The sequence below is a fragment of the Streptomyces sp. NPDC057280 genome, from assembly GCF_042668605.1.
GTDB lineage: Bacteria > Actinomycetota > Actinomycetes > Streptomycetales > Streptomycetaceae > Streptomyces.
This window is the reverse complement of the sequence record NZ_JBHUYR010000004.1, coordinates 134,555-160,230: the sequence shown is the minus strand read 5'-3', so window position 1 is coordinate 160,230 and position 25,676 is coordinate 134,555. Positions and strand designations below refer to the sequence as shown.

Here is a 25,676-nt window from a genome sequence, read left to right as displayed (position 1 = left end):
GGGTGGGGCGGGGCCTCCCCCGCGGGTGGAGATCGTCTCCCCCGTGCGGGGGAGGTTCGCTGTCAGTGGCGGCTGGCACGATGACGCGATGGCCCGCTTGCTGCGCCCGTTCGGTCGGGCGGTGACGTACACACGATTGCTGCATCTGTACATCGCGATCGTGTGGCCTGCGATGTGGCTGTTCATCGAGGAGGCCTGGTGGACCTGGGTGGTGGCGGGTGTGGTGCTCGCCCCGGCCGGGCTGGTGCCGGCGATGCGGACCGTGGAGGGTCTGCAGGCGAGACTGTTGCTGACCGGCCACCGGCACGACAGCGAGGGCATCGACATCGTCGTCGCGCCGTCCGCGTCCTGGGGCGACCGGGGGCGGGTGGTCCTGTGGCTGGAGGCGCGACTGCTGCTGGGCTGCGCGACCTCGATGTTCACCGCCCAACTCCTGCTGGCGTCGGTGGATCTGACGCTGTCCCCGTTCGGCGGCGACGCCGACGAGGGAGTGCTGTTCGTGCTCGACGGCCACCACTGGTGGCACGCCCTGCTGGTGCTCCCGGCGCTGGTCGTCCTGGCGGCCACCGTGGTCGGCTCGGGTCACCTGATCACCGCGCTCGCCCACCGCCTCCTCGGCCCCTCCCCCGCCGACCGCCTGGCCGCCCTGGAGGAGCGCACGGAACAGCTGCTGGAGCGCACCCGTATCGCCCGGGAACTGCACGACTCCATCGGCCATGCCCTCACCGTCGCCGTCGTCCAGGCGGGCGCCGCGCGGGCGGCGGCCGACCCGGCCTTCACGGACCGCGCCCTGGAGGCCATCGAGGAGACCGGCCGGGCCGCCCTGGAGGACCTGGAGCGCGTGCTCGGCATCCTGCGCGAGTCGGAGCGCCCGGCCGGCAGCCGTCCCACTCTGACCGACGCCGACCGGCTGCTGGAGTCCGCCCGGGTGTCGGGCGCCAAGGTCGACGTCGACATGACCGGCCCCCTGGACACCGTCCCCGGTCCGGTCTCCCGCGAGGGCTACCGCATCCTCCAGGAGTCGCTGACCAACGTGCTGCGGCACGCGGGCGCCGTCCCCGTCCGGGTCCGCGTCGCGGTGGCCGACGGCACGCTCGTCCTGGAGGTCCGCAATCCGCTCACCGCCGACACAGCCGGGCCCGGCGGAGGCAGCGGGCTGCGCGGGATACGCGAGCGCGCCACCCTGCTCGGCGGACGGGCGCACACCGGGCCCGACCAGGGTGACTGGCAGGTGCATGTAGAGCTGCCGGCGCGCTGATCTACGCTGGCCGGATGCCGGTCACCGTTCTCCTCGTCGACGACGAACCCCTCGTACGCGCGGGTCTGCGGGCCGTGTTGGAGGCGCAGCCCGACATCGAGGTGGTCGGGGAGGCCGCGGACGGGGCGGCGGTGATTCCGCTGGTGCGACAGCTGCGGCCGGACGTGGTCGCCATGGACGTACGGATGCCGCTGCTGGACGGGATCGAGGCCACGCGCGCGGTGCTGCGGACGGTGACGGAGCCGCCGAAGATCCTCGTGGTGACGACGTTCGAGAACGACGAGTACGTGTACGAGGCGCTGCGGGCCGGGGCCGACGGGTTCCTGCTGAAGCGGGCGCGGCCGGCCGAGATCGTGCACGCGGTGCGGCTGGTCGCCGAGGGCGAGTCACTGCTGTTCCCGGCGTCGGTGCGGCAGCTCGCCGCCGAGTACGGCGAGGGCGGCGGGAACCGGGTGGCCCGCGCGGCGATGCAGCGGGCGCAACTGACCGAGCGGGAGGCGGAGGTGCTGCGGCTGATGGCGCGCGGGCTGTCGAACGCGGAGATCGCCGAGCGGCTCGTGGTGGGGACGGAGACGGTGAAGTCCCATGTGAGCGCCGTCCTGGCCAAGCTCGGGGCGCGGGATCGCACGCAGGCGGTGATCGCGGCGTACGAGTCGGGTTTCGTGGCGCCGGGCTGACCGCGGCGGCGCGCGGCACCCGATCGGGGCAGCAAGCGATCTCTGCGTCCCCGCGCTCGCCGGGGTCCGCCGTGCCGAGTACGATCCGCCCAACACGCGCACTAGCTGGGAGGACGGACGGTGGGGCGGCTGACCGGCGGGGATCCCTCGCTGCTGCGGAGGATCAACTCCGCGGTGGTGCTGCACGCGCTGCGCGCCACGGACTGCGCGACGCTCACCGAGATCACCCGGGTGACGGGCCTGTCCCGGCCGACGGTCGAGGGCGTGGTCGAGGGACTGATCGAGGCCGGGTACGTCGTCGAGAAAGCCGCGGACGAGAGCGTCGTACGGCGTCAGGGGCGGCCCGCGCGGCGGTTCCGGTTCCGGGCCGAGGCCGGTCATCTGCTGGGCCTCGACATCGGCTCGCACCGGGTGGCCGCGCTCCTGTCGGACCTGGACGGCCGGGTGCTCGGCGCGGTGGCGAAGGACGTGGCCGAGTCGGCCCCCGCCGACGAGCGGCTGGAGCGGCTGCGGACCGCGGTGGCCGAGCTGCTGCGCCGGGCCGGAGTGTCACGGGGCTCGCTGCGGGCCGTGGGGGTGGCCTCGCCGGGGATCGTGGAGGCGGACGGCACGGTGCGGCTGTGCGCCGCGCTGCCGGAGTGGACGGGGCTGCGGCTGGGCGAGCGGCTGAGCCGGTCCTTCAAGTGCCCGGTGCTGGTGGAGAACGACGCGAATGCCGCGGCGGTCGCCGAGCACTGGAAGGGCGCGTCCACCGAGTCCGACGACGTGGTGTTCGTGCTGGCCGGGCTGAGTCCCGGCGCGGGATCGCTCATCGGGGGGCGGCTGCACCGGGGGTTCGGCGGGGCGGCGGGTGAGATCGGCGCGCTGCATCTGCTGGGCCGTGAGGTGACGCCGGAGACGCTGCTGTCCACCACGGACGAGCCGTTGCACCCGCTCGACGAGCAGGCGGTCGCCGAGGTCTTCGCGCAGGCCCGCGAGGGTGACCAGCGGGCCCGCGCGGCCGTCGAGCGCTTCATCCAGCGGCTCGTCCACGACGTGGCCGCGCTCGCGCTCGCCCTCGACCCTGAGCTGGTGGTGATCGGCGGCTGGGCGGCCGGTCTGGACGGCGTACTGGAGCCGCTGCGCCGGGAGTTGGCGCGCTACTGTCTGCGGCCGCCGAAGGTCACCCTGTCGCTCCTGGGCGAGGCGGCGGTGGCGACGGGCGCGCTGCGACTGGCCCTGGACCACGTGGAGGAGCAGCTGTTCGCCGTGGAGGGCACGGTGACCGCGCGGCGCTGACCGAGGCGGCGTGGAGCAATTGAGCGAGCGCGTATCGCCCATGACCGAGGCGGCGTGGAGCCATTGAGCGAGCGCGTATCGCCGCTGACCGATTCGGTGAAGCGCCGCTGACCGATTCGGTGAAGCGCCGCTGACCGATTCGGTGAAGCGCGGATGGCCGATTCGGTGGAGCGCGGATGGCCGATTTGGTGGAGCGCGGATGAGCGATCCGGTGTCCCGCCGCCGACACACCTCGCGCCCCGGAGCTGCTCCGGGGCGCGAGGCAGGTGGTGCGCCGGCCGTGGCGGCGGTCAGGACGCCTGGCGTTCCGGGTGCTGGTGGATCTCCACGCCGCCGGAGTCGCCGAAGGTCAGCCGGCAGGTGTCCGCGCGGTACGTGGCGACGGAGAGCGCGGCGGTGCGGCCCCCGGCGAAGAAGCGCGTGGTGACGACGAGAACGGGGGCGCCCGGCAGGCGGTCCAGCTGCTTGGCGTCGTCCGCGCGGGCCGAGCCGAGTTCGACCGCGCTGTCCTGCCCCTCCAGCTCCAGGCGCTGCAGCTCCCGCAGCACCGCACGCGCGCGTGCCGTCCCGGAGGGGGTGTCGATGCCCGACAGCTCGGGCACCGACGACTGCGGGACGTAGAGCAGTTCCGCGGCGACCGGCTGGCCGTGGGTCATCCGGGAGCGGCGCACGACGTGCACGACGTCCTCGGGGCCGGTCTCCAGCGCGGCGGCGACGGCGGCCGGCGGGGCCTCCAGCGCGCTGTCGGCGAGCTGCCAGGCGTCGGTGGCGGTGCCCGGCCAGGCGTGCTGCTCGGTGCCGACGGCGACCCCCACGCGCGGCGGCGCGACCGTCGTACCGACCCCGCGGCGGCGCTGGAGGCGGCCTTCCAGTTCGAGCTGTTCGAGGGCCTGGCGGAGCGTGGCACGGGCGACGCCGAAGCGGGCGGCGAGGTCTCGCTCGTTGGGCAGGATCTCGCCCACGGAGAACTCGGAGTCCAAGGCCTCACTGAGCACGGTCTTGAGATGCCAGTACTTCGGTTCCGGCACCGATTCCAGTTGCGTGGTCCCCACCCTGTCCTCCGCAATCGCCGTGGTCCGGCGGCGTTTTAGCGCCCTTGTTTATTAAAGGTTGTTGCACTTCTCTGCGACCATAGGGCGGCCCCCACCCTTGGTCAAGACCAATCCTCGATCCCTCCCGGCGCTCACAGGGAAGCCGCCGCGGAGCGTTCATGAAGCGTTCGCACCGGGCGGTGTTCGTGACAGCGCGGCAAAGCCCCCGTCGCACGGGACGGGGGCTTCGGGTGTCGGCGTCGCTAGGCGGAAAGCGATTGCAGCTTGTCGGGGTTGCGCACGATGTAGACGGACTGGATGCGGCCGTCGGCGATGTCCACCTGGAAGACCGAGTCGGGCTTGCCGCCGGACAGCATCAGCACCGCGGGGCCGCCGTTGACCTCCACGAAGTGCCAGGTCAGGTCCGTGACGCCCTTGCGGGCGGCACCGACGACGAACCGGCCGACGTGGTCCGCCGTCTCCAGGACCCGCAGCGGGGCCCTGGACTTGCCGCCGCTGTCGCCGACGAGGCGGACGTCCGGGGCCAGCATCGACATGAGTCCCTCCAGGTCGCCCTCCGCGGCGGCGGCGAGGAAGCGTGCGGTGAGGTCCCGGCGCTGGACGGGGTCGACCTCGTAGCGGGGCCGGCGTTCCTCGACGTGTTTGCGGGCCCGTCCGGCGAGCTGGCGCACCGCGGGCTCCTCGCGCTCCAGCATGGCGGCGATGTCCGCGTACGGGTATCCGAAGGCCTCCCGGAGCACGAACACCGCGCGTTCCAGGGGGGAGAGGGACTCCATGACGACGAGGACGGCGAGGGAGACGGAGTCGGCGAGCACGGCCCGCTCCGCGGTGTCCGGGACGACGTCCCCGAAGTCGGTGGCGTACGGCTCCGGCAGCCACGGACCGACGTAGGCCTCTTGGCGTGCCTTGATCTGGCGGAGCCGGTCGATGGCGAGGCGGGTCGTGATCCGCACGAGGTAGCCGCGTGGCTCGCGCACGTCGTCCCGGTCGGCTCCGGCCCAGCGCAACCAGGCTTCCTGGACGACGTCTTCGGCGTCGGCGACCCGCCCCAGCATGCGGTAGGCCACTCCCAGCAGGACGGGGCGGTGTTCTTCGAACACATCGGTCACGGTGTCGGTACTCACCGTTCCATCCCATCCGACGCACCCCGCGCTGTCCAGGCGGAACCAGGGGGACCGACCCAAACGGGCTACCCGTCGGTAGTAATTGCTGACAAGCTGTCCATCAGCGTCCGTCAGCGAGCCCCAGACGAGGAGCACACCCACATGGCCGCAACCGTCTCGTTCAAGGTCCCTTCCCCGCACGGCCCGCGGTCCGTGACCGTCGACTACGCGCGCGTGGGCAGCGGCGAGCCGCTGCTCCTGCTGCACGGCATCGGCCACCACCGGCAGGCCTGGGACCCGGTCGTGGACATCCTGGCCACCGAACGCGACGTGATCGCCGTGGACCTGCCCGGCTTCGGCGCCTCTCCGGGCCTGCCCGACGGGCTCTCCTACGACCTGGCCACCACGACCGCCGTGTTCGGCGCGCTCTGCGACGAACTGGAACTGGACCGGCCGCACGTGGCGGGCAACTCGCTCGGCGGTCTGCTCGCCCTGGAACTCGGCCGGGAGAAGCTCGTACGGTCCGTCACCGCGCTGTCTCCCGCGGGCTTCTGGTCGGAGGCCGAGCGGCGCTACGCCTTCTCCGTGCTGCTCGCGATGCGGGGCATCGCCCAGCGGATGCCGCTCCCCCTGGTCGAGCGGCTGTCGCGGTCGGCGGCCGGCCGGACCGCGCTGACGAGCACCATCTACGCCCGTCCGGGCCGCCGTTCACCCGAGGCCGTCGTCGCCGAGACGCTCGCGCTGGTGAACGCGACGGGCTTCGCCGACACCCTGCGGGCGGGCGGCTCCGTCCGGTTCACGGACGACATCCCCGGTGTCCCGGTCACCGTGGCCTGGGGCAGCAAGGACCGGCTCCTGCTGCGCCGCCAGGGAGTCCGTGCCAAGCAGATCATCCCCAAGGCCCGCCTCGTGCGGCTGCCCGGCTGCGGTCACTGCCCGATGAGCGACGACCCGGCGCTCGTCGCCCGCGTGATCCTGGACGGCAGCCGCTGACGTCTTCCTGGTTCTGGTGAACGCCCCTGACCCCAGGGCGACTCCGGCGCCCACGAGGCCGCTGCCGACGGCCTGGGCGGCCCCGTAGGCGCCCGTGCCGACGAGCGGGGCGGTGCAGGCCGCGGCGACCGGGATGAGGCCGGAGAACAGCGTGGCGCGCTCCGCGCCGATCCGCTGCATGCCCATGTACCAGCACACGAAGCCGACGACCGTGACGACCGCCGCCTGCCACAGCAGGGCGGCGGCCTCGGTACCGGTGGGCCGGCGCAGCCATGCCGTGCCGTCCAGGACGAGCCCGGCCGCCAGGCACTCGGCCGCGGCGACACCGCACACCGTGGCGGACAGCAGCCGCGGCCCCAGGCGACGCAGGACGGGCACGGCGAGGACCGCGAAGCCGACCTCACCGGCCAGTGCGCACACGGAGTAGGCGATCCCGGTCGCGTCCGTGCGCCCCCAGCCCTGGACCGTGAAGGCGCCGAGGGCCACGAGCAACGCCCCGCGCAGGACCGGGCGTTGTGGTCTGCGGCCGTCGAGCGCCGGGACGACGACGGCGACCACGACGGGCGCGCAGCCGACGAAGACGCCCGGGACGGCGGGTTCCGCGGTCCGTTCGGCGGCGATGACGGCCATGTTGAACGCGACCATGCCGACGGCCGAGAGCAGCGCGAGACGGCCCCATGAGCGCGGCCCGAGCGCCCGCAGCCGGGCGGGGGCGTCCCGCCCGGCGAGGGGCAGGAGCAGCAGACAGGCCAGCCCGTAGCGGAGGAACTGGCCGCCCGCGTAGGGGTAGTCGCCGAGCTTGCTGTTGGCCGTGAAGGACGCGCCGACGAGGACGCAGGCGAACGCGGCGAGCAGCGCTCCGCGCGTGGTGGTGGCGTTCATGGGAGCGACGCTAGGCAGCGGGGCGGTCCGGTTTAAGGTCCATTTGTGGGACGCGATCGGGGACCAATCGGAACGGGTGCGGGGAGCGGGGCGTGGACGTAGAGCAGGCGGGGCCGGGGCCGGCCTCGGGCGGACGGGAGGGCTCGGTCGCCTGGGAGGTGCTGCTCCCGGCGGCTTCCGCACCCGCACGCGCGCGTGGCCGGTCGTTGCAGGCCGCGTTGCGGGAGGCGGTGCGGTCGGGGCGGCTGGCGCCGGGGACCCGGCTGCCGTCGAGCCGCGATCTGGCGGCGGACCTCGGGGTGTCGCGGGGGCTGATCACCGAGGCGTACGAGCAGTTGACGGCGGAGGGGTATCTGCGCAGCGGCCGGGGCGCGGGGACCTGGGTGGGAGGTGCCGTACGGGCCGCACCGCCCCGCGCGCGTGACCTCGCGCCCCGGCCGGCGGGCGCCCGGGCCGACTTCGTGCCCGGAACCCCGGATCTGTCGTTGTTCCCCCGGACCGCCTGGGCCGCGGCCCAGCGCGCGGTGCTGGCGGAGCTGCCGCACCACGAGCTCGGCTATCCCGACCCGCGCGGGTTGCCCAGGCTGCGCACCGCGCTGGCCGAACTCCTCGCGCGCCGCCGGGGCGTGGTCGCCGATCCGGAGCGGATCGTGGTGGTCTCCGGGGTGGCCCAGGCGACGACCCTGCTCGGCTTCGCGCTCCACGCGCGCGGGCTGCGCACGGTGGGCGTCGAGGATCCCGGCAGCCCGCAGCACGACGCCCTCTACGCGGCGGCGGGCGTCGCCCCGGTGCCCGTCCCGCTGGACGGCGAGGGCATCGCCACGGAGGCGCTGCGGGCGTCCGGCGTACGGGCGGTCGTGACGACGCCCGCCCACCAGTACCCGACCGGCATCGCCTGTTCCGCGCGGCGCCGGGCCGAACTCCTCGACTGGGCGCGCTCCGTGGACGGGTACCTCCTGGAGGACGACTACGACGGCGACTTCCGCTACGACCGCGCCCCCGTCGGCGCGCTCCAGGGCCTCGACCCGGAGCGGGTGGCGTACGCGGGCTCGGTCAGCAAGTCCCTCGCCCCGGGGCTGCGGCTCGGCTGGCTGCTGGTACCGGAGGGGCTCGCCGACGAGGTGATCGAGCGCAAGCGGACCATGGACCTCGGTCATCCCACCCTCGACCAGGCGGCCTTCACCCGGTTCGTGGAGCGCGGCGACTACGACCGTCAGCTGCGCCGCTGCCAGCACGCCTACCGCGAGCGACGCGACGCGTTCGTGGCCGCGCTGGAGGAGCACTTCCCCGGCTCACACGTCTCCGGGATCGCCGCCGGGCTGCACGTCATCGCCACACTGCCGCGGCGGTACGGGCCCGAGGAACGCTTCCTCACCCGGGTGGCCGCGGCCGGGGTGGCCGTACGCCCGCTGTCGGCGTGCGCCCACGCGCGTACCGGTGACTCGGCGGAGGTGCGGCTCGTGGTCGGCTACGCGCACCTGTCGCCCGCGCGCATCCGTGAGGGCGTACGGCTGATGGCCGAGGCGGGGTCCGGGTGACGGCCCGGAGCTGAGAGCCGTACACGCGCGGGCTCCGTCTGCGCGGAGGGTCTCGAAACGCCCGTTCCTTTGCGCATGCGGTCAGTTGTTCACTTGTGGTTTCCGTGTGCGCTGCGCCGCACCAGTAGTCATGGCATCGCACACTGGCCGGATCCCGTCCCTGGAGGCGCATCCATGTCCCAACGTCCGTTCCCCGGCCGCCGCAGCGTGCTGCGCGGCTCCCTGGTCGCGTCGGCGGCCCTGACCCTGCCCGCCGCGGCCGGCGCGGCACCGGCGTTCGCGCTGTCGGGGCGTCCCGCGGCGGGGTGGGGCGTGCAGACCGGAGACGTGACCGCGCACTCCGGGCTGGTGTGGGTGAGATCCGACCGTCCCGCGCGGATGATCGTCGAGACGTCCGCGACCGAGTCGTTCCGCAACGCCCACCGCTGGCACGGCCCCCTGCTCGGCGCCGGTACGGACTTCACCGGTACCACCCGCCTGCACGGCCTCCCCGCCGGTGAGCAGATCCACTACCGGGTACTGCTCGCCGACCCGGAGGACCCGCGCCGTTCCGGCGAGCCGGTCTCCGGCACCTTCCGCACCGCGTCGGCGGGGCGCCGCGACGGCGTGCGCTTCCTGTGGTCGGGCGATCTGGCGGGCCAGGGCTGGGGCATCAACCCGGACTTCGGCGGCTACACCATCTACAAGGCGATGGCCGCCCTCGACCCGGACTTCTTCCTGTGCAGCGGCGACAACATCTACGCCGACGGCCCCATCTCGGCGACCGCCACGCTGCCCGACGGGAGCCTGTGGCGGAACATCACCACCGAGGAGAAGTCCAAGGTCGCCGAGACGCTCGCCGAGTTCCGCGGCAACTTCCGCTACAACCTGCTCGACGAGAACCTGCGGCGGTTCAACGCCCAGGTGCCGTCGATCATCCAGTGGGACGACCACGAGGTGCGCAACAACTGGTACCCGGGTGAGGTCATCGCGAGCACCGACACCCGCTACACCGAGAAGAGCGTCGATGTGCTCGCGGCGCGGGCCCGGCGGGCGTTCAGCGAGTACTTCCCGATCTCCACGCTGCCGACGGGCAAACGCGAGGGCCGGGTCCACCGGGTGCTGCGGCAGGGGCCGTTGCTGGACGTGTTCGTGCTGGACATGCGGACCTACCGCAACGCCAACTCGGCCGACGACCAGACCGTGGACCCGCAGGGCATCCTCGGGCGCGAGCAGCTGGAGTGGCTCAAGCGGGAGCTGTCGCGGTCGCGTGCGGTGTGGAAGGTGATCGCCTCCGACATGCCGCTCGGGCTGGTCGTGCCGGACACCACCGAGGGCAAGGCCAACATCGAGGCGGTGGCGCAGGGTGACCCGGGCGCGCCGCTCGGGCGTGAGCTGCAGATCGCCGAGCTGCTGCGGCACATCAAGCACCGGCGGATCACCGGCACGGTGTGGCTGACGGCCGACGTGCACCACACCTCGGCGCAGCACTACCAGCCGTCGCGGGCCGCGTTCACGGACTTCGAGCCGTTCTGGGAGTTCGTCTCGGGTCCCCTGAACGCGGGCGCCTTCCCGGCGAACGCCCTCGACAACACCTTCGGCCCGGAGCGGGTGTTCGTGAAGGCGCCGACCGCGTCGAACGTCTCCCCCGCGGGCGGCTACCAGTTCTTCGGCGAGGTCGACATCGACGGCGACAGCGGCGAGCTGACGGTCCGGCTGCGCGAGCAGGACGGCACGGTGCTGTTCACACAGACGCTCCAGCCGGGCCGCGTGGGTCAGTGACCGACGCAGGATCGGGCCGCACGGGTCAATAACCCCTCGCCGGCTCCCGTACCCTCGACGGCGGGCCGCGTACTGGCGTCATCCCCCGGTACGCGGCCGTCCGACCGAACTCCCGCTCCCGCAGGGCGCTTTCGCAGGTCAGGGCCGATTGTCAGGGGTCGCCTCTGGGGGATGCCGCGCCGCGCCCTGCCGCTGGTGCTCGGCGGCCTCGCGGGCGGCGCTCCGGGGCACGGGGTGAGCTGCCGTATCTCGCCGGTGCGGCGGTGGCGTGATGGAACAGTAAGGAATCAGACATAAAGCCCAGATCCAGTCTTTACCGCCCGGTCACAAACCGTTCGTGATCACGCAACACCCTTCCTTCACAGTGGCTGCATGAGTCGAGAAATGTCTGATGTGACGCGTGCGAAGCACGGACGTCCGGTCCACCACTGGCGCCGGGACGTCATCGAGCTGGCCGCGCTGTTCACGGCGGTCGCGGTGGCGGACGCCGTCGCCAACCTGATCGGGCACGGTCCCGACGGTCCCGAGCTGCTGCTGGCCTCGGCGGTCGTGCTGGTCGCCACGGCGGGGTTCCACACATGGTGGGCACGCCGCCACGGTCATGCGCCGCCGGGGAGTGATACCGGTGCCCGGCCGCCCTCCATGGAGGCGCAGGCCGGGCCGTCCGCCGACACCGGGGAGAGCGTGCTGTGGCGGATGCGGACGACGGTCCGCGACGAGCCGGGGTCGCTGGCCGCGCTGTGCACGGCCCTCGCCGGCCACCGGGTCGACATCCTCAGCCTCCAGACCCACCCGCTGGCCGAGGGCACGGTGGACGAGTTCCTGCTGCGGGCGCCCGGGGAGCTGTCGGCGACGGAGATCACCCGGGCGATCGCGCTGGCCGGCGGTGCCGGTACGTGGATCGAGCGCGCTGACGCACACGACCTGGTCGACGCGCCGACACGGGTGCTCGGACTGGCCACCCGTACCGCGCTGGACGCGGCGGAACTTCCCCTGGCGCTGCGGCAGTTGCTGGGCCGGTGCACCATCAGGTCGCTGCCCGGCACACCGGCCGGAGGGGGCCGGGGTCCGGAGGGGGTGCCCGTGGAAGGGGTGCTCGAGGACACCGTGATGAAGCTGCGGGCACCGGAAGGCGGAGTGATCACCGTGGAGCGGCCGTATCTGCCGTTCACCCCGACCGAGTTCGCCCGGGCGCGGGCGCTGGTGGAACTGGACACGGTCCTCGGACCGCGCGTCCCGCACAGCCAGGACGTGCTGACGCTGCCCGAGGGCAACGACATCACGGTGCGCCGGGCGGACATCGGGGATCTGGAAGCCGCGAAGGCGATGCACGAGCGGTGCAGCCCGCGGACGTTGTCGCTGCGGTATCACGGACCGGTCGGCGACGCGGACCGGTATCTGAACCACCTGCTCAGTCCGCGGTTCGGGCGGACGCTGGCCGTTCAGACCACGTCGGGGCGGCTGGTCGGGCTCGGCCATCTGCTGTGGGACGGGGACGAGACCGAGGTGGCGCTGCTCGTCGAGGACGAGTGGCAGCGGCGCGGGATCGGGGGCGAGCTGCTGCGCAGGCTGGTGGGGATGGCCGGTGAGGCCGGGTGCGAGAGTGTGTACGCGGTGACCCAGTCGTCCAACACCGGGATGGTCGCGGCGATGCGGGATCTGGGACTCCCCCTCGATTATCAGATCGAGGAGGGGACCCTGGTGATCACTGCGCGGCTGGATGTGCAGGGGGCTGTGGAACAGGTGGGGTCAGGGACGCCTGAGCGTCGTAGGGGCTAGTGATGTACGGCGGCTGCGGGCTCGTTGTGGCTGGGCGCGCAGTTCCCCGCGCCCCTGAGCGGCATCATGCCCAAGGCGTTGTTCAGATCCGTCCATAGATCTTCTACGTCCTCCAGCCCGACCGACATCCGCAGCAATCCCTCGCTCACCCCGGCGTTCCGTCGGTCGCCCTCTGCCACGATGCGGTGGCTGATGGACGCCGGGTGCTGGATCAGGGTGTCCACGCTGCCCAGGCTCACCGCCGGGGTGATCAGGCGGACGTTCGCGATCACCTCGTGCGGGTCGCCGTGGACCTCGAAAGCGATCATCGCGCCGCCGATGCGCGGATAGTGGACGCGGGCGACGCGCGGGTCGGCGGCGAGACGGCGGGCCAGTTCCGCGGCGGTCGCGGAGGCCGCATGGACGCGAACCGGGAGCGTCGACAGGCCGCGCAGGAGGAGATAGCCGGCCAGCGGGTGCAGCACGCCGCCGGTGGCGAAGCGGACCTGGCGGAGGCGGCCCGCGAACTCCTCGTCGCAGGCCACGACGCCGGCCATGACGTCACCGTGGCCGCCCAGGTATTTGGTGGCGCTGTGCAGCACCAGCCGGGCGCCCTGTTCCGCCGGGCGCTGGAGCACGGGCGTGGCGAAGGTGTTGTCGGCGAGGAGCGGGACCGTGCCGCAGGCGTGGGCGACCGCGCGCAGGTCCACCTCGGCGAGCGTCGGGTTGGCCGGGGACTCGACCATGACCAGGCCCGTGTCGGGGCGCAGGGCGTCGGCGATGCCGGCCGGGTCCGTCCAGGTCACCTCGGAGCCGAGCAGGCCGGCGGTGAGAAGGTGGTCGCTGCACCCGTACAGGGGGCGGACGGCGACCACATGGCGCAGGCCCATCGAGCCCCGTACCAGAAGGACCGCGCTCAGCGCGGCCATGCCGCTGGCGAAGGCGACCGCGGACTCGGTGCCTTCCAGACGGGCCAGCGCGGTCTCGAAGCGGGCGACGGTCGGGTTGCCGAGGCGGCCGTAGACGGGCGGGCCGTCCGGGTCGGCGCCGGTGGCGGCGAAGGCGTCGATGCGGGCGGCCTCGGCGCGGCTGTCGTACGAGGGGTAGGTGGTCGACAGGTCGATGGGCGGGGCGTGCAGTCCCTGCCGGGCGAGGTCGTCGCGGCCGGCGTGGACGGCCTCGGTGGCCAGGGCTCTGGTGGGCACAGGCGTCGTCTCCATGCGGGACAGGGTGAACATCGGCCGGGCCGCCCGGGGCGAACACCGTGTTACGTTCGGGCCATGGCCGAATCTGTCGTACTGGATCCGGTGGACCTTCATCTTCTGCGGCTGTTGCAGAACGACGCCCGGACCACCTACCGCGACCTCGCCGCCCAGGTCGGGGTCGCGGCGTCGACCTGTCTGGACCGGGTGACCCGGCTGCGCCGGGCCGGCGTGATCCTCGGCCACCAGTTGCGGCTGGACCCGGCGAAGCTCGGGCGCGGCCTTGAGGCACTGCTGTCGGTGCAGGTCAGGCCGCATCGACGGGAGTTGGTGGGGCCGTTCGTCGAGCGGATCAGGGCGCTGCCCGAGTCGCGGACCGTCTTCCACCTGACCGGGCCCGACGACTACCTCGTCCATGTCGCCGTCGCGGACATGACGGACCTGCAGCGGCTCGTCCTCGACGAGTTCACGGCCCATCGCGAAGTGGCCCGGGTCGAGACCCGGTTGATCTTCCAGCAGTGGGACTGCGGGCCGCTGCTCCCGCCTACGCCCTCGGCTCAATCCGGGTGACGTGCGGCGTCTCCTCGTACGAGGATGGACCGCATGTCACAGACCAACAGCCTGCCTCGTGAGGTGGCCGACTCCTACGTCGACGCCCTCATCGCCCTCGACCCGGTCACCGGCACCTACCTCGGCGTCAAGGAAAGTTCGAACCGTCTTCCCGACACCTCGCCCGCGGGCCAGGAGAAGCTCGCCGAGCTCCAACGGGCCACGCTCGCCCGCCTCGACGAGGCCGAGCGGCAGCCCGGCGCGGACAGTGACATCGAGCGGCGCTGCGCCCGGTTGCTGCGCGAGCGGCTCACCGCGGAACTCGCCGTGCACGAGGCGGACGAAGGCCTGCGCTCGGTCGGCAACATGGCGACGGCCGCGCACTCGGTGCGCGAGGTGTTCACCGTGACGCCGAGCCAGACCGACGAGGACTGGGCGGCGATCGCCGAGCGGCTGCGGGCCGTGCCGGCCGCGTTCGCCGGTTACCGCGAGTCCCTCGCGCTCGGACTGGAACGCAAGCTGTACGCCTCTCCCCGCCCGACGGCCACCTTCGTCGAGCAGCTCACGGAGTGGGCGGACACCGGGGAGGGGCGCGGCTGGTTCGAGGACTTCGCGGCGGACGGTCCCGAGGCGCTGCGTGCCGAGCTGGACGAGGCCGCGCGCGCCGCGACCGCGGCGGTCGTGGAGCTGCGGGACTGGATGCGGGACGTGTACGCGCCGACGATCGAGGGCGCCTCGAACACCGTCGGCCGGGAGCGCTACGCCCGTTGGGCCCGCTACTTCAACGGCACGGACCTGGATCTGGACGAGGCGTACGCGTACGGCTGGTCCGAGTTCCACCGGCTGCTCGGCGAGATGAAGCGGGAGGCGGAGAAGATCCTGCCGGGGGCCGAGACGCCGTGGGTGGCGCTCAAGCACCTCGACGAGCACGGCACCCGCATCGACGGCGTCGACGAGGTCCGTGAGTGGCTGCAGGGTCTGATGGACCAGGCGATCGAGTCGCTGGACGGCACGCACTTCGAACTGGCCGAGCGGGTACGGCGGGTGGAGGCGCACATCGCCCCGCCCGGCGGCGCGGCGGCACCGTACTACACGCCCCCGTCGGAGGACTTCTCCCGCCCGGGCCGTACCTGGCTGCCGACGATGGGCCAGACCAGCTTCCCCGCCTACGACCTGGTCTCCACCTGGTACCACGAGGGTGTCCCCGGCCATCACCTGCAGCTGGCGCAGTGGGTGCACATCGCCGACAGCCTCTCCCGGTACCAGGCCACGGTCGGCATCGTCAGCGCCAACGCCGAGGGCTGGGCGCTGTACGCGGAGCGGCTGATGGACGAGCTCGGGTTCCTCACGGACGCGGAGCAGCGGCTCGGCTACCTCGACGCGCAGATGATGCGGGCGGCGCGGGTGATCGTCGACATCGGTATGCACCTGGAGCTGGAGATCCCGGCCGATTCGCCGTTCCACCCGGGCGAGCGCTGGACGCCGGAGCTGGCCCAGGAGTTCTTCGGCGCGCACAGCAGCCGGCCGGCGGACTTCGTGGAGAGCGAGCTGACCCGCTATCTGACGATTCCCGGCCAGGCCATCGGCTACAAGCTGGGCGAGCGTGCCTGGCTGCTGGGCCGTGAGAAGGCCCGGCAGCGGCACGGCGACGCGTTCGACCTCAAGGCCTGGCACATGGCGGCGCTGTCGCAGGGCTCGCTGGGCCTGGACGACCTGGTCGACGAGCTCGCGCAGCTGTAAAGGCCGAGCCGACCCGGCTGTGAGGGCCGGGTCAGTGCCGGAAGCCGCCCTCCGAGTCGATCACCTGCCCCGTGATCCAGCCCGCCTCGTCCGTCGCGAGCCATGCGATGAGGCGGGCCGGATCGTCGGGCATCCCCCAGCGTCCGGCGGGGAAGCGGGCGGCGACGGCCTCGTACGCCTCGCCGGTCAGGTAATCGGTGTCGACCGGGCCCGGGTTGACGGTGTTCACGGTGATGCCGTGCTCGGCGAGCGTCGTCGACAGGGAGCGGGTGATGGAGGCGAGGGCGCCCTTCTGGAGTGCGTAGGCGATCTCGCCCGGCATGCCTGCGGCGCTGTCCTGACCGGAGGTCATCATCATGATCCGGCCTCCCGAGAGGCCCGCTCTGTGCCGCGCGAAAGCCTGCACCAGCAGCAGCACCGAACGGGTGTCGACCGCCCAGTGCGCGTCCAGCATGGCCGCGTCGATCTCGTCGAGGGTGCCGTCGCTGCCGCTCAGGGCGTGGTTGGCGACCAAAATGTCGAGCCGGCCGCCGAGCGCGTCGGCGGCGGTGGTGATCAGCTGGGCCGGGGCGTCGGGGTCCGTGAGGTCTCCGGGTCCCGACACGACCCGCGCCTCGGGGTCGCCGAGCGCACCGCGCACGGAGGCGAGCACGTCCTCGGGACGGTCCGCTCCCCAGGGCTGGGCAGCGTCGTGCGGCACATGGTGGTGCAGATAGACGCTCGCCCCGTAGGCGGCCAGCCGCCGGGCCACGGCGTGCCCGATGCCGCCGCGTCTGCTGGCGCCGGTGACGAGGGCGGTGCGGCCCCGCAGGGGCAGGGGATCGCAGCGGAGCTCTTCGGGGGTGGGGTGGGGAAGTCGGGGCATGGACGACCATGATGGGGAAGCGTCTCGTGCGGCGCACGGGAATTTCCCACCCGCCGAGCCGCCGGAGTCGCTATCCGTGGGCCAGCGGTCTCAGCTGTACGAGCCCCAGCCATGTCTCCGGTCCGGGCCGCACATGCGCCGCGCGCACCGCGTAGCGGCCGGGGTCCAGGGCGATCCAGACGTGGTCGGTGCGCAGGGAATCGGTCCCCGGCCAGGCGGCGTCGAACAGCAGCACCGGGCCGGGCACGTTCCAGGCGACCTCCGGCCCCCACACCGCCGCGTCGATCGCCGCCGGCACCTCGGCGAGCAGCTGTTCCTCCGACTCCGCGGCCGACCACCGTACGAAGACGCCGCGGTCCGGGAGATACGTGGTGGAGGCGGGCTCGTCACCGAAGACCAGGGCCGCGCTGTCGCCGACGGGCAGCAGGCCGACATGGCCGTCGACCTCGCAGGCCCGGTCGTAGTCCGAGGCCGTCTCGTCCCCGTCGGCGCCGGCCCAGAACGGCAGCACGGTCTCCGGGACCGCTATGAGCGGCCCGCCGCCCGACTCCACCCACTCCGCCGCGCCCGGCTCCGCGTATCGCACCATGGCGCGGAATCTACCTGGTACATGACAGTACGCGTCGCCGGTTCACCGGAAGATCCGGAATCCGTCATTCAGCAACGGCCGATGCCATGCCGCGGCCCGGCTCAGCAGCCGCAGTTCTCCGCGTCCACCGGCGCCGTCAGCGGGTCGGGGTCACGGGTCTGCTTGCCCTCCCACGTCTCGTACTCGAAGCCCTCGCGTGCCCAGTACTCGAAGCCGCCGAGCATCTCCTTGACCTGGTAGCCGAGTTCGGCGAGAGCGAGCGCGGAGCGGGTGGCGCCGTTGCAGCCGGGGCCCCAGCAGTACGTCACGACCGGCACGGACTTGTCGAGGAGCTGTTCGGCCTGCTCGGGGATGAGGGCGGTCGGCAGGTGGACCGCGCCGGGGATGTGGCCCTGGTCCCAGGCCTCCGTGGAGCGGGAGTCCAGGACGACGAAGCCGGGGTCGCCGCCGGCCGAGAGGGCGGCGGCGACATCGGAGACGTCGGCGTGGAAGACGAGGCTCGCACGGAAGTAGGCGGCAGCCTCGGCCGGGGCCGCGGGGGCGACCCGCAGGACGGGGTTGACGTTGTTCGTGCTGACGCTGCTCATGCTCGGGCCTTTCCCTGACCGGACGTGCGGGGCTTCTCCTCGGGCCTCGTCGCCCTCCCCGCACCCAGAAATCTACGTCGGCCGATCGCTTCCCTGAAGTGACGATCCCCGGCGTTCGGCTTGATCCGCCGGTGATTGCCCTGGTATCTCTCCGGGATGACCGAGTTTTCCCCGGACGCCACCGACTGGCGCATCCTCGATGTCCTCCAGCGGGAGGGCAGGGCCAGTTTCGCCGAGCTCGCGCGTGCCGTCTCCATGTCCTCGAGCGCGGTCACGGAACGGGTGCGCCGGCTGGAGGAGGCGGGTGTGATCCAGGGGTACGCGGCGGTCGTCGACCCGGACCGGCTGGGGCTGCCGATCCTGGCGTTCGTGCGGCTGCGCTATCCGAACGGCAACTACAAGCCGTTCCACGACCTGGTCGAGGTGACGCCGGAGATCCTGGAGGCGCACCACGTCACGGGCGACGACTGCTTCGTCATCAAGGTCGCCGCGCGGTCGATCCGGCACCTGGAGGAGGTGTCCGGCAAGATCGGCTCGCTCGGCGCGGTGACGACGAGCGTCGTCTACTCCTCACCCCTGCCGCGCCGCCCGCTGGGCCGCTGAGCGCACCTTCAGGGTGGAGCCCGCTCTGCCCTTCACGACCTCCAACTGGGCGTGGATACGCCGCCGCAGGTCGGCGACATGGCTCACGATGCCGACGCTGCGGTCCCGTTCGCGCAGTGAGTCGAGCACGTCGAGGACCTCGTCGAGGGTCTGGTCGTCGAGGCTGCCGAAGCCCTCGTCGATGAAGAGCGTGTCGAGCCGGACGCCGCCCGCCTCGTCGGTGACGACGTCCGCGAGGCCGAGGGCGAGGGCGAGCGAGGCGAAGAACGTCTCGCCGCCCGACAGCGTGGCCGTGTCCCGTTCCCGTCCGGTCCAGGCGTCGACGACATGCAGCCCGAGCCCACTGCGGCCGCGTCCGGCGCGGTCGTCGGAGTGCACGAGGGTGTAGCGGCCCGAGGACATCCGCAGCAGCCTGACGGTCGCGGCGGCGGCCACCTGTTCCAGGCGCGCGGCCAGCACGTACGACTCCAGGCGCATCTTGCGTTCGTTGTCCGCCGAGGTGCCCGCGGTGAGCGAGGCCAGACGGGCGACCCGGTCGTACTCCTCACGCAGCGGCGCGAGGCGGCGCACGGAGATCTCCGCGCGCGCGGAGAGCCGGTCGAGGTCGGCGCAGCGCCGGGCGGCGGCGTCGCGCGCGGAGGCCGCGTCGCGGACCCGCTGGGCGGCGAGGGCGGCGGCCCGCTCGGCGGCGGCGAGGTCGGCGGGCGGCTGCTGGGCGGCGGCCGCGGTGTCGGGCTCGGCGAGGACGGCCCGTACCGCGGCCTCCTGCGCCTGCCAGTCGTCGAGCCGCCGTTGGAGGTCGCGGTGGGCCGCGTCGTCCAGGAGCGCCTCCGCCGCGGCCTGCGGGGTGTCGAAGCCGGCCCGGAACGCGGCGTCGGCCAGCCGGGCGTCGGCGTCCTTGAGCCGCTGCGCGGTGTCCTCGGCGACACGGGCCGCGTCGGCGGCGTCGGTGAGCAGTCCGACCTGCCGCTCCAGCTGGCCGGCTCGCGCGGCGACGCTGTCGAGGGCGCCGCGGGCCTGGGCCAACTCCTCCTCCAGCGCGGCCCGTTCACGGTCGAGCCGGTCCCGGTGGCCGACGCGGGAGGCGGCTCGCACCGCGGCCTCCTGGCGGACGGCGGTACGCCGCTCGTGCTCCTGCTCGGCGCGGCGCAGCTCCTCGTGCGCGGGGTGCAGCGCCGACGCCGCCTGCCGGGCCTGCGCGTAGAGCCGCTCCAACTCATCGGCGGCTTCGGAGAGTTGCTCGGTGGAGGCGTCACCGGCCTCCGCGGTGGCGGCGGCGAGTGCCTCGCGTACGACGCCCAGGCGCCGTTCCCGCTCGCTGTGCCGCTCCTCCGCCTGCTGGTAGGCGGCCAGCGCCTGTTCCTCCGCCTCCCGGTCGACATGACCGGCGTCCTTGCGGGCCGGGGCCGGGTGTTCGGTCGCCCCGCAGACCGCGCAGGGCTCCCCGTCCGCCAGCTGGGCGGCGAGTTCGGCGGCGATGCCGGTCAGCCGCTGCTCCTTGACGTCGAGCCAGCGGGCCTTGAGCTCCAGCGCGTCCGCCTGGGCGAGGCGGACCTGTTCGGCGGCCGTGTCGGTGTCGCCGGCCAGCTGGTCCCGCATCCGCGCCGCGCCCAGCCGCTTCTGCGCAGGCTCGCGCTGTACCCCGAGCTGCTCGGCCCGGGTCGCCGCCTCCTGGGCGGCGTCGACGCGGGCCTGGAGCGCGGCGCGGGTCGCCTCCCAGCCGGCGAGCCAGTCGTCCGCGTCGCGCAGCACGTCGTCGTCGGCACGCTCCTGCCGGTCCAGGCCGTCCCGCTCCGCGACCAGGTCGGCCAGCCGCTGCTCGGCACGGCGCGCCGACTCCAGGCCGCCCAGCTCCTCGGCGGCCCGGCGGGCGGCGGACGCGAGCCCGGCCGCGCCGGCGTCGGCGAAGGTGTCCGGCAGCAGGGCACGCGTGCGTGCCTGTGCCGCGTCCGCCCGGCGGTGCTCGGCGTCGGCGGCCTCCCTGAGCTCCAGCGCCGGTGCCACGGCCTCGGCCTTGCGGGCGCGTTCCATGCGCGCGAGCGCCTGCCGGTAGCCGTCGGAGCGCTCCTCCATCAGCGCGGCCCGCTGCCGCGCCTCGGCGAACCGCTGCTGGAGCCGCGCGAGTTCGCGGACGTCGGCCAGGGTGCGCTCGGCGGCGGCCTGCACGGACTCGGCGGCCGTGAGCCGGCTGTGGGCGATGGTGAGCTGTTCGCGGGCGGTGCTGCGGGCGACGGCGGCGGCGCTCATGACGGCGTCGGCGAGACCGGGCTCCCCGGGGGCGGCGTCCGGCAGGACCATCGCGTCGCCCGCCGCCTGCTGCATGCGGTGGGCGTCGGCGAGCAGCTCGGTGTCGCCGTCGCGGACCTGTGCCTCGGTGGCGCGGCGGCGCTCGGCGAGCCGCTTCTCGACCTCGGCGAAGCGGTGGGTGTCGAAGAGGCGGCCCAGCAGCCGGCCGCGCGCCTCGGCGTCCGCGCGCAGGAAGCGGGCGAAGTCGCCCTGGGGCAGCAGCACGACCTGGCAGAACTGCTCGCGACTCATGCCGAGCAGCTGGGTGATCTCCTCGCCGATCTCCTGGTGGGAGCGGCTGAGGTCCTTCCAGGCACCGGTGCGGGCGTCGTACTCGCGCAGCCAGCTCTGGGCCTTGTCCAGGGTGCTTCCCGAGCCGCGCTTCTTGGGACGTTCCCAGGGCGGCTGGCGGGTGATCTCCAACCGGCGTCCGGCGACGGTCAGTTCGAGCCGCACCTCCGTGCGCGTGCCGGAAGCGGCGTGGTCGCTGCGCAGGGTGAGGCCCTGGCCGGACTGGCGGGCTCCGGGGACGGAGCCGTACAGCGCGTAGCAGACGGCGTCGAGGACGGAGGTCTTGCCGGCGCCGGTCGGTCCGTGGAGCAGGAAGAGGCCGGCGACGGACAGCTCGTCGAAGTCGACGGACTGGGCTCCGCCGAAGGGGCCGAACGCGGTGATGTCCAGCCGGTGCAGCCTCATCGAGCGCCCTCCCCTGTCATCGGTTGACGCAGGCTCACCGCGCGACCTCCTTGACCGCCTCGTCCGCCCGCACCGCGTCGAACGCGTCCCGCAGCACGCCCTGTTCGTCCGGGTCGGGTCCCGCGCCCCGCACATGGGTCACGAAGTCCTCCGCGATCTCCTGGTCGCTGCGCCCAGCGAGCCGCTTGGCGTAGGACACCTCGGGGTCGTCCGGGGCGCGTTCGGGGTCGAAGACGAGGCTGAGGGTGTGCGGGAAGCGCTCGGTGAGGCGGGCCATGGGGTCGGCGGGGCGGACGGTGTCGGTGAGGGTCGCCTCGACCCACGCCCCCTCGTGCCGGGCGAGGCCGGGATCGGCGAGCAGCTCCTCCAGCGTCCCCCGCAGCCGGGCCAGCGCGCGCGGCACCGGGCAGTCGACGCGCTCGGCGGTCACCGCGCCCTCGGCGTCGAGGTCGACGAGCCACATGGTCTTGCGGTGGTCGGCCTCGGAGAAGGAGTACGGCAGCGGGGAGCCGGAGTAGCGGACGCGGTCGGTGATGGTCTGGCAGCCGTGCAGATGTCCCAGCGCCGCGTAGTCGACGCCGTCGAAGACGCCGGACGGTACGGCGGCGACCCCGCCGACCGTGATGTCCCGTTCGCTGTCGCTGGCCTCGCCGCCCGTCACGAAGGCGTGCGCGAGGACGACTGAGCGGGTGCCGCGCGCGCGGGTGGCGAGGTCGGCGCGGACGCGGTCCATGGCGGCGGCGAGCACGGCCTCGTGGCCGGGCTTCTCCACCCCGAAATCGTCCTTCACCAGGGCGGGTTCGAGATACGGCAGACCGTAGAAGGCCACGTCACCGAAGGCGTCCTGAAGGACGACCGGCGTCCCGCACGCCGCCGGTTCGGTCCGCAGATGGATGCCCGCGCGGTCGATGAGGCCCGCGCCCACCCCGAGCCGACGCGCCGAGTCGTGGTTACCGGAGATCATCACCGTCGGCACCCCGAGGTCGGCGAGCCGGTGCAGGGCGTCGTCGAACAGCTCGACCGCGGCCAGCGGCGGCACCGCGCGGTCGTACACGTCTCCCGACACGACCACGGCGTCCACGCCGCGCTCGCGCACGGTCGCGACGAGCCGGCCGATGAACTCGGCCTGCGCCCCGAGCATGTTGACCCGGTGGAACGCCCGGCCGAGATGCCAGTCGGAAGTGTGCAGAATTCTCAAGATGCCGCTCCGACCTGCATGTTTCTCCCTACTTCGCCCCTGGAGTCAGCACCGAACCGGCACGGCCGTCGCTGTAGGCACCCATCACGCTAACGCCTGTCAGTACCTGATCCCTCACGGACCTCAGTCTGCCAGGGTGTGCGTGGAGCAGGAGCCTGGTCACCGCTCGAAGCGAGCCGCACCCTGCCGAGAAGACCTCGGTGCCAGGTGTCGGCGGTAGGCGACGGTTCACGCCGCCGCCCGCACCCCGTACCACTCCTTGAGACGTGGGAAGTCCGCCTCCCAGGACGAACCCGGCGATCTTCCCGAATCCGACCAGATCGGCTCGCTGTCGAACCAGTGGTCGGTGGCCAGCATGTCCACTGCGTGTGCGGCTTCATGGTTCTGGCCGAGGCGGCTACGGGCCTGGGTGTGACTGAAGTCCCAAAGCCTCGGGGGCGGGGTCATGCAGCCGGCGACAGCCCGCAGCAGCGTGGACACCGTCACTGGTGCGGGATACGCCGCGTGGTAGACGGACGACGACAGCTCTCCGCGAGGAGCGAGGCCGACCGCCACGATCAGTGCGGCCAGTTCGGTCGCGGAGATGACGGACAGTTGGGCGTTCCAGCCCGTGGGCGTACCGGAAACGGCCTGCAACAAGCGAATGAGCCCGGGGACGACCCACGTGTCGCCGCGCCCGTACACCAGATGCGGACGCAGGACGATCCCTCCGGCGGCCAGTACGGTGTCCTCCGCCGCGGCCCGTGTCTGCGACGTCGGGGATTGAGGCCGACGCAGAAGTTCCCCGGGGTGGGCGCGGCGGAAGGTGCCGCGCCCGTAGACGGAGGCGGTACTCAGGTACACGATGCGGGACACCCCGGCGCGCTGCGCTTCGGCGACCAGCGCGGCGGTCCCCCGGGCGTTGACGTCACGATTGCGCTGAAGAGACCCGCCGATCTGCGAGGCGCAGTGCACGACGAAGTCGACGCCGTCGCACAGACCGTGCAGTGAGGCGGGTTCTGCCAGGCTCGCGTGGACGACCCGCGATGGGCTGTCGAGGGGCAACTGCGGCGGCCGGCGATGTGCCATCAAGGTCAGCGCCCTGCCGGTGCGCGCGGCTTCACGGGAGACGTGGCTGCCGATGAAGCCACCCGCTCCGGTGATCAGGATGCGTTGCATGTGGGTGCTCCGTCGATGAAGGTCAGCGGATGCGGGGCCGCAGCGCAAGCCGTGCAGTGAAGACGGTCCGGTCGAACTGGATCCCTCGCACGTCGACCAGTGCGTCGCCGCCCGCGTCGACGCCGGCGGGTGTTGCCTCGATGACGCAGGGTGCGTCGAGTTCGACGTACCGCTCGAAGGAGCTGTCCAAGTCGAGGAGGAGGGCGTCGGCCAGGCCCGTGGCGGCGTAGGCGGCCTGGCGGGCCGCTTCCAGGAGCACCATGCCCGGGACGTGGTCGACCGGGTGATCGAAGAAGATCGGGTGGCCGGTGTCGACACGCAGCTCCCAGGTGTTGGCGCGGCCGAGAGCGTCCTCGCTGAGCACCACGTGCTGCGGGTCGACGCGGCCCACGCGCCGCGGGTCGATCGCGTGGCCCGGGCGGAGGCGGGTGCGCATCGGCCGCTCGCCGCGCAGCCGCTTGTAGACGGCGGGGCCGGTACAGCTGAAGGCTGCGCCGGCCGTGGCCAGGGCCACGCCTTCGACTTTCGCGATCACCTCGTAGTGCAGGCCTGACAGGTTCTTCCCGCGTCGGACGATGTCGCGACACACCGTGTGCAGCTCGACCTCCGTGGGAGCGGGGGTGGCGGCGAGCAGCTCCGGGGTGGCAGCGAACGATATGAATCGCATGAGGAACTGATGGCCGAAGGCGACCCCGAACTCGGCGTGCGCCAGGAGCGAGCCGACCTGCCGCACCGATTCGACCAGGAGCATCGCATCCTGGTAGCCGTCCGACTGGGCGAACACGGCGTGCCCACGCGGCCACTGAGCGTCAACGATGAACGTGTCGGCCGCAGCGGTCGGCCGCCAACCGGTGAGCAGGACCTCGGAGACGGCGGCGCGATGCACGTACTGGCGCGGGACGATCGAGGTGAGGCCTATGGGCGAATCGGTCGGTGCAGTCATTACTGGTGTCTCTATCGACTTGTGATCGGGGAGGCGTCGCGGATGGCGACAGCGAGCCCTGGTTGGCTCCCCTATAAAATACAGACTGGTCTGTCGGGTGAAGGCAAAAATTCCGTCATGTCTGGGATGTTCGGGTTGAACTCGCCCGATCGAAACGTCACGTTCCCGCACCGGTAGAGCCGGGCAGACGGGCAGTCGCCTCCGTGACGGGATGCACCCTGACATCCCGCAGCCACATGATGCAGACTGGTCGGTACAGTATGGGCTTTGGCTGCGACAGGGACAGATATGGCAAAGCAGGAGCGCGGAACCCGATCGCGGCGAGCGATCCTGGAGGCTGCCGCCGAGGTGTTCGACCTGCGCGGCTTCGACGCCGCAAGCACGAATGAGATCCTCGCTCGCAGTGGCCTGACCCGTGGTGCCCTGTATCACCACTTCCCTTCCAAAGAGGCCATTGCCATGGCGCTGCTCGAGGCCCACGGTGAAGCCCTGGTCGTCCCTGACCGATCCACCCGAATCCAGACGATCATCGACCTGACCTTCGCGTTCGCCGGCCAACTCCAGCGCGATCCGGTCCTGCGTGCCAGCGTGCGCCTGGCGGTGGAGAAGACGTCGCTCCCGCGACCTGTGCACACGCCGTACGAGCAGTCGAGCGCGGCCATCCTTGAACTCCTCGAACAGGCAGGGAAGCAGGGCGAGATCCTGCCGGGTCTTGACCTGAACGAAGTCTCCGCGGTCATCGTCGGAGCCTTCACCGGCATGCAGGTGATGTCCCAGGTCTACACCGATCGGGAGGATCTCCCGGAACGTCTCACCGCGATGTGGCGGCTGCTGCTGCCCGGCCTGGTCGCCCCCGGCATGATCGGCCATCTGCGCGTCACCCCACCGCCGGCGCCGGAGGCCGGGGCCACCATCGCCCCATAGGGCTCACCGGACACTCCCGTCCCCGCAGCACCTCTC

At 72.7% G+C, this 25,676-nt stretch carries 21 protein-coding genes and 1 pseudogene; 11 read left to right on the top strand and 11 right to left on the bottom strand.

The window, feature by feature from the left end; genetic code table 11:
- The first annotated feature begins 88 nt into the window (after positions 1–88).
- The 3 genes from ACFUO4_RS24565 (at position 89) to ACFUO4_RS24555 (ending at position 3,213) form a co-directional block, all read left to right on the top strand.
- Positions 89–1,258, top strand: a complete 1,170-nt coding sequence (locus ACFUO4_RS24565) for a sensor histidine kinase (protein WP_383488285.1) — start codon at positions 89–91, stop codon at positions 1,256–1,258.
- 14 nt (positions 1,259–1,272) lie between these two features.
- On the top strand, positions 1,273–1,935 hold the full coding sequence (locus ACFUO4_RS24560) for a response regulator (protein ID WP_383488282.1): 663 nt from the start codon (positions 1,273–1,275) through the stop codon (positions 1,933–1,935).
- A 120-nt stretch (positions 1,936–2,055) separates the two neighbouring features.
- Entirely contained in the window at positions 2,056–3,213 is a 1,158-nt protein-coding gene (locus tag ACFUO4_RS24555) for an ROK family protein (RefSeq protein ID WP_383488279.1), read from the top strand.
- A 290-nt stretch (positions 3,214–3,503) separates the two neighbouring features.
- On the opposite strand, the gene ACFUO4_RS24550 is transcribed toward ACFUO4_RS24555, so the two are convergent.
- Both ACFUO4_RS24550 and ACFUO4_RS24545 read right to left on the bottom strand, forming a co-directional pair.
- Positions 3,504–4,265: a GntR family transcriptional regulator gene (locus tag ACFUO4_RS24550; protein ID WP_383488276.1), complete on the bottom strand. Its 762-nt coding sequence runs from the start codon at positions 4,263–4,265 to the stop codon at positions 3,504–3,506.
- Positions 4,266–4,507: 242 nt separating this feature from the next.
- A complete protein-coding gene (locus ACFUO4_RS24545) occupies positions 4,508–5,389 on the bottom strand; it encodes an RNA polymerase sigma-70 factor (protein WP_383488273.1) in 882 nt (293 codons plus the stop codon).
- A gap of 141 nt (positions 5,390–5,530) precedes the next feature.
- Between ACFUO4_RS24545 and ACFUO4_RS24540 the strand changes: the two genes are divergently transcribed.
- Entirely contained in the window at positions 5,531–6,361 is an 831-nt protein-coding gene (locus ACFUO4_RS24540; RefSeq protein WP_383488270.1) for an alpha/beta fold hydrolase, read from the top strand.
- 45 nt (positions 6,362–6,406) lie between these two features.
- Here ACFUO4_RS24540 and ACFUO4_RS24535 read toward each other — a convergent pair.
- A pseudogene (locus ACFUO4_RS24535) lies at positions 6,407–7,243 on the bottom strand (DMT family transporter); the annotation flags it as partial.
- A 92-nt stretch (positions 7,244–7,335) separates the two neighbouring features.
- Between ACFUO4_RS24535 and ACFUO4_RS24530 the strand changes: the two are divergent.
- The 3 genes from ACFUO4_RS24530 to ACFUO4_RS24520 all read left to right on the top strand — a co-directional run bounded on the left by ACFUO4_RS24530 (position 7,336) and on the right by ACFUO4_RS24520 (position 12,321).
- Complete coding sequence (locus ACFUO4_RS24530) at positions 7,336–8,781, top strand: PLP-dependent aminotransferase family protein (RefSeq protein WP_383488267.1); 1,446 nt, start codon at positions 7,336–7,338, stop codon at positions 8,779–8,781.
- 174 nt (positions 8,782–8,955) lie between these two features.
- Positions 8,956–10,542 (top strand): alkaline phosphatase D family protein, encoded by a 1,587-nt coding sequence (locus tag ACFUO4_RS24525; RefSeq protein ID WP_383488264.1) that lies wholly within the window; start codon positions 8,956–8,958, stop codon positions 10,540–10,542.
- 372 nt (positions 10,543–10,914) lie between these two features.
- Positions 10,915–12,321: a GNAT family N-acetyltransferase gene (locus ACFUO4_RS24520; RefSeq protein WP_383488261.1), complete on the top strand. Its 1,407-nt coding sequence runs from the start codon at positions 10,915–10,917 to the stop codon at positions 12,319–12,321.
- Here ACFUO4_RS24520 and ACFUO4_RS24515 read toward each other — a convergent pair.
- A complete protein-coding gene (locus tag ACFUO4_RS24515; RefSeq protein WP_383488258.1) occupies positions 12,318–13,538 on the bottom strand; it encodes a trans-sulfuration enzyme family protein in 1,221 nt (406 codons plus the stop codon). The genes ACFUO4_RS24520 and ACFUO4_RS24515 overlap by 4 nt on opposite strands.
- A gap of 42 nt (positions 13,539–13,580) precedes the next feature.
- On the opposite strand from ACFUO4_RS24515, the gene ACFUO4_RS24510 reads away from it, so the two are divergent.
- Complete coding sequence (locus ACFUO4_RS24510) at positions 13,581–14,072, top strand: Lrp/AsnC family transcriptional regulator (protein WP_059198292.1); 492 nt, start codon at positions 13,581–13,583, stop codon at positions 14,070–14,072.
- A 33-nt stretch (positions 14,073–14,105) separates the two neighbouring features.
- Complete coding sequence (locus ACFUO4_RS24505) at positions 14,106–15,791, top strand: DUF885 domain-containing protein (RefSeq protein WP_383488254.1); 1,686 nt, start codon at positions 14,106–14,108, stop codon at positions 15,789–15,791.
- A gap of 31 nt (positions 15,792–15,822) precedes the next feature.
- Here the strand turns inward: ACFUO4_RS24505 and ACFUO4_RS24500 are convergent, their stop codons facing one another.
- The 3 genes from ACFUO4_RS24500 to ACFUO4_RS24490 form a co-directional block, all read right to left on the bottom strand.
- A complete protein-coding gene (locus tag ACFUO4_RS24500) occupies positions 15,823–16,656 on the bottom strand; it encodes an SDR family oxidoreductase (RefSeq protein ID WP_383488251.1) in 834 nt (277 codons plus the stop codon).
- A 70-nt stretch (positions 16,657–16,726) separates the two neighbouring features.
- A complete protein-coding gene (locus ACFUO4_RS24495; protein WP_383488248.1) occupies positions 16,727–17,245 on the bottom strand; it encodes an immunity 21 family protein in 519 nt (172 codons plus the stop codon).
- A 101-nt stretch (positions 17,246–17,346) separates the two neighbouring features.
- Positions 17,347–17,832, bottom strand: coding sequence for a rhodanese-like domain-containing protein (locus ACFUO4_RS24490; RefSeq protein WP_383488245.1), 486 nt, complete (start codon positions 17,830–17,832; stop codon positions 17,347–17,349).
- Positions 17,833–17,988: 156 nt separating this feature from the next.
- Here ACFUO4_RS24490 and ACFUO4_RS24485 point away from each other — a divergent pair, with 156 nt between their 5' ends.
- Positions 17,989–18,435 (top strand): Lrp/AsnC family transcriptional regulator, encoded by a 447-nt coding sequence (locus tag ACFUO4_RS24485; protein WP_383488242.1) that lies wholly within the window; start codon positions 17,989–17,991, stop codon positions 18,433–18,435.
- Here ACFUO4_RS24485 and ACFUO4_RS24480 read toward each other — a convergent pair.
- From ACFUO4_RS24480 to ACFUO4_RS24465, 4 genes are all read right to left on the bottom strand, one after another.
- Positions 18,403–21,417, bottom strand: a complete 3,015-nt coding sequence (locus ACFUO4_RS24480; protein WP_383488239.1) for an AAA family ATPase — start codon at positions 21,415–21,417, stop codon at positions 18,403–18,405. The two genes, ACFUO4_RS24485 and ACFUO4_RS24480, sit on opposite strands and share 33 nt — an antisense overlap.
- Positions 21,418–21,451: 34 nt before the next feature.
- A complete protein-coding gene (locus tag ACFUO4_RS24475) occupies positions 21,452–22,615 on the bottom strand; it encodes an exonuclease SbcCD subunit D (protein ID WP_383488236.1) in 1,164 nt (387 codons plus the stop codon).
- A 228-nt stretch (positions 22,616–22,843) separates the two neighbouring features.
- Positions 22,844–23,773 (bottom strand): NAD-dependent epimerase/dehydratase family protein, encoded by a 930-nt coding sequence (locus tag ACFUO4_RS24470; RefSeq protein WP_383488233.1) that lies wholly within the window; start codon positions 23,771–23,773, stop codon positions 22,844–22,846.
- Between the two features lie 22 nt (positions 23,774–23,795).
- A complete protein-coding gene (locus ACFUO4_RS24465; protein ID WP_383488230.1) occupies positions 23,796–24,716 on the bottom strand; it encodes a ScbA/BarX family gamma-butyrolactone biosynthesis protein in 921 nt (306 codons plus the stop codon).
- Between the two features lie 288 nt (positions 24,717–25,004).
- Here ACFUO4_RS24465 and ACFUO4_RS24460 point away from each other — a divergent pair, with 288 nt between their 5' ends.
- Positions 25,005–25,640, top strand: a complete 636-nt coding sequence (locus ACFUO4_RS24460; protein ID WP_079310629.1) for a ScbR family autoregulator-binding transcription factor — start codon at positions 25,005–25,007, stop codon at positions 25,638–25,640.
- Positions 25,641–25,676: the final 36 nt, after the last annotated feature.

Bases quoted from the DNA above. Each gene is read 5' to 3' on its own strand.
- ACFUO4_RS24565 (WP_383488285.1), top strand. From the start codon at position 89: ATGGCCCGCTTGCTGCGCCCGTTCGGTCGGGCGGTGACGTACACACGA.
- ACFUO4_RS24560 (WP_383488282.1), top strand. From the start codon at position 1,273: ATGCCGGTCACCGTTCTCCTCGTCGACGACGAACCCCTCGTACGCGCG.
- ACFUO4_RS24540 (WP_383488270.1), top strand. From the start codon at position 5,531: ATGGCCGCAACCGTCTCGTTCAAGGTCCCTTCCCCGCACGGCCCGCGG.
- ACFUO4_RS24525 (WP_383488264.1), top strand. From the start codon at position 8,956: ATGTCCCAACGTCCGTTCCCCGGCCGCCGCAGCGTGCTGCGCGGCTCC.
- ACFUO4_RS24520 (WP_383488261.1), top strand. From the start codon at position 10,915: ATGAGTCGAGAAATGTCTGATGTGACGCGTGCGAAGCACGGACGTCCG.
- ACFUO4_RS24515 (WP_383488258.1), bottom strand. From the start codon at position 13,538: ATGTTCACCCTGTCCCGCATGGAGACGACGCCTGTGCCCACCAGAGCC.
- ACFUO4_RS24510 (WP_059198292.1), top strand. From the start codon at position 13,581: ATGGCCGAATCTGTCGTACTGGATCCGGTGGACCTTCATCTTCTGCGG.
- ACFUO4_RS24505 (WP_383488254.1), top strand. From the start codon at position 14,106: ATGTCACAGACCAACAGCCTGCCTCGTGAGGTGGCCGACTCCTACGTC.
- ACFUO4_RS24500 (WP_383488251.1), bottom strand. From the start codon at position 16,656: ATGCCCCGACTTCCCCACCCCACCCCCGAAGAGCTCCGCTGCGATCCC.
- ACFUO4_RS24495 (WP_383488248.1), bottom strand. From the start codon at position 17,245: ATGGTGCGATACGCGGAGCCGGGCGCGGCGGAGTGGGTGGAGTCGGGC.
- ACFUO4_RS24490 (WP_383488245.1), bottom strand. From the start codon at position 17,832: ATGAGCAGCGTCAGCACGAACAACGTCAACCCCGTCCTGCGGGTCGCC.
- ACFUO4_RS24485 (WP_383488242.1), top strand. From the start codon at position 17,989: ATGACCGAGTTTTCCCCGGACGCCACCGACTGGCGCATCCTCGATGTC.
- ACFUO4_RS24480 (WP_383488239.1), bottom strand. From the start codon at position 21,417: ATGAGGCTGCACCGGCTGGACATCACCGCGTTCGGCCCCTTCGGCGGA.
- ACFUO4_RS24470 (WP_383488233.1), bottom strand. From the start codon at position 23,773: ATGCAACGCATCCTGATCACCGGAGCGGGTGGCTTCATCGGCAGCCAC.
- ACFUO4_RS24465 (WP_383488230.1), bottom strand. From the start codon at position 24,716: ATGACTGCACCGACCGATTCGCCCATAGGCCTCACCTCGATCGTCCCG.
- ACFUO4_RS24460 (WP_079310629.1), top strand. From the start codon at position 25,005: ATGGCAAAGCAGGAGCGCGGAACCCGATCGCGGCGAGCGATCCTGGAG.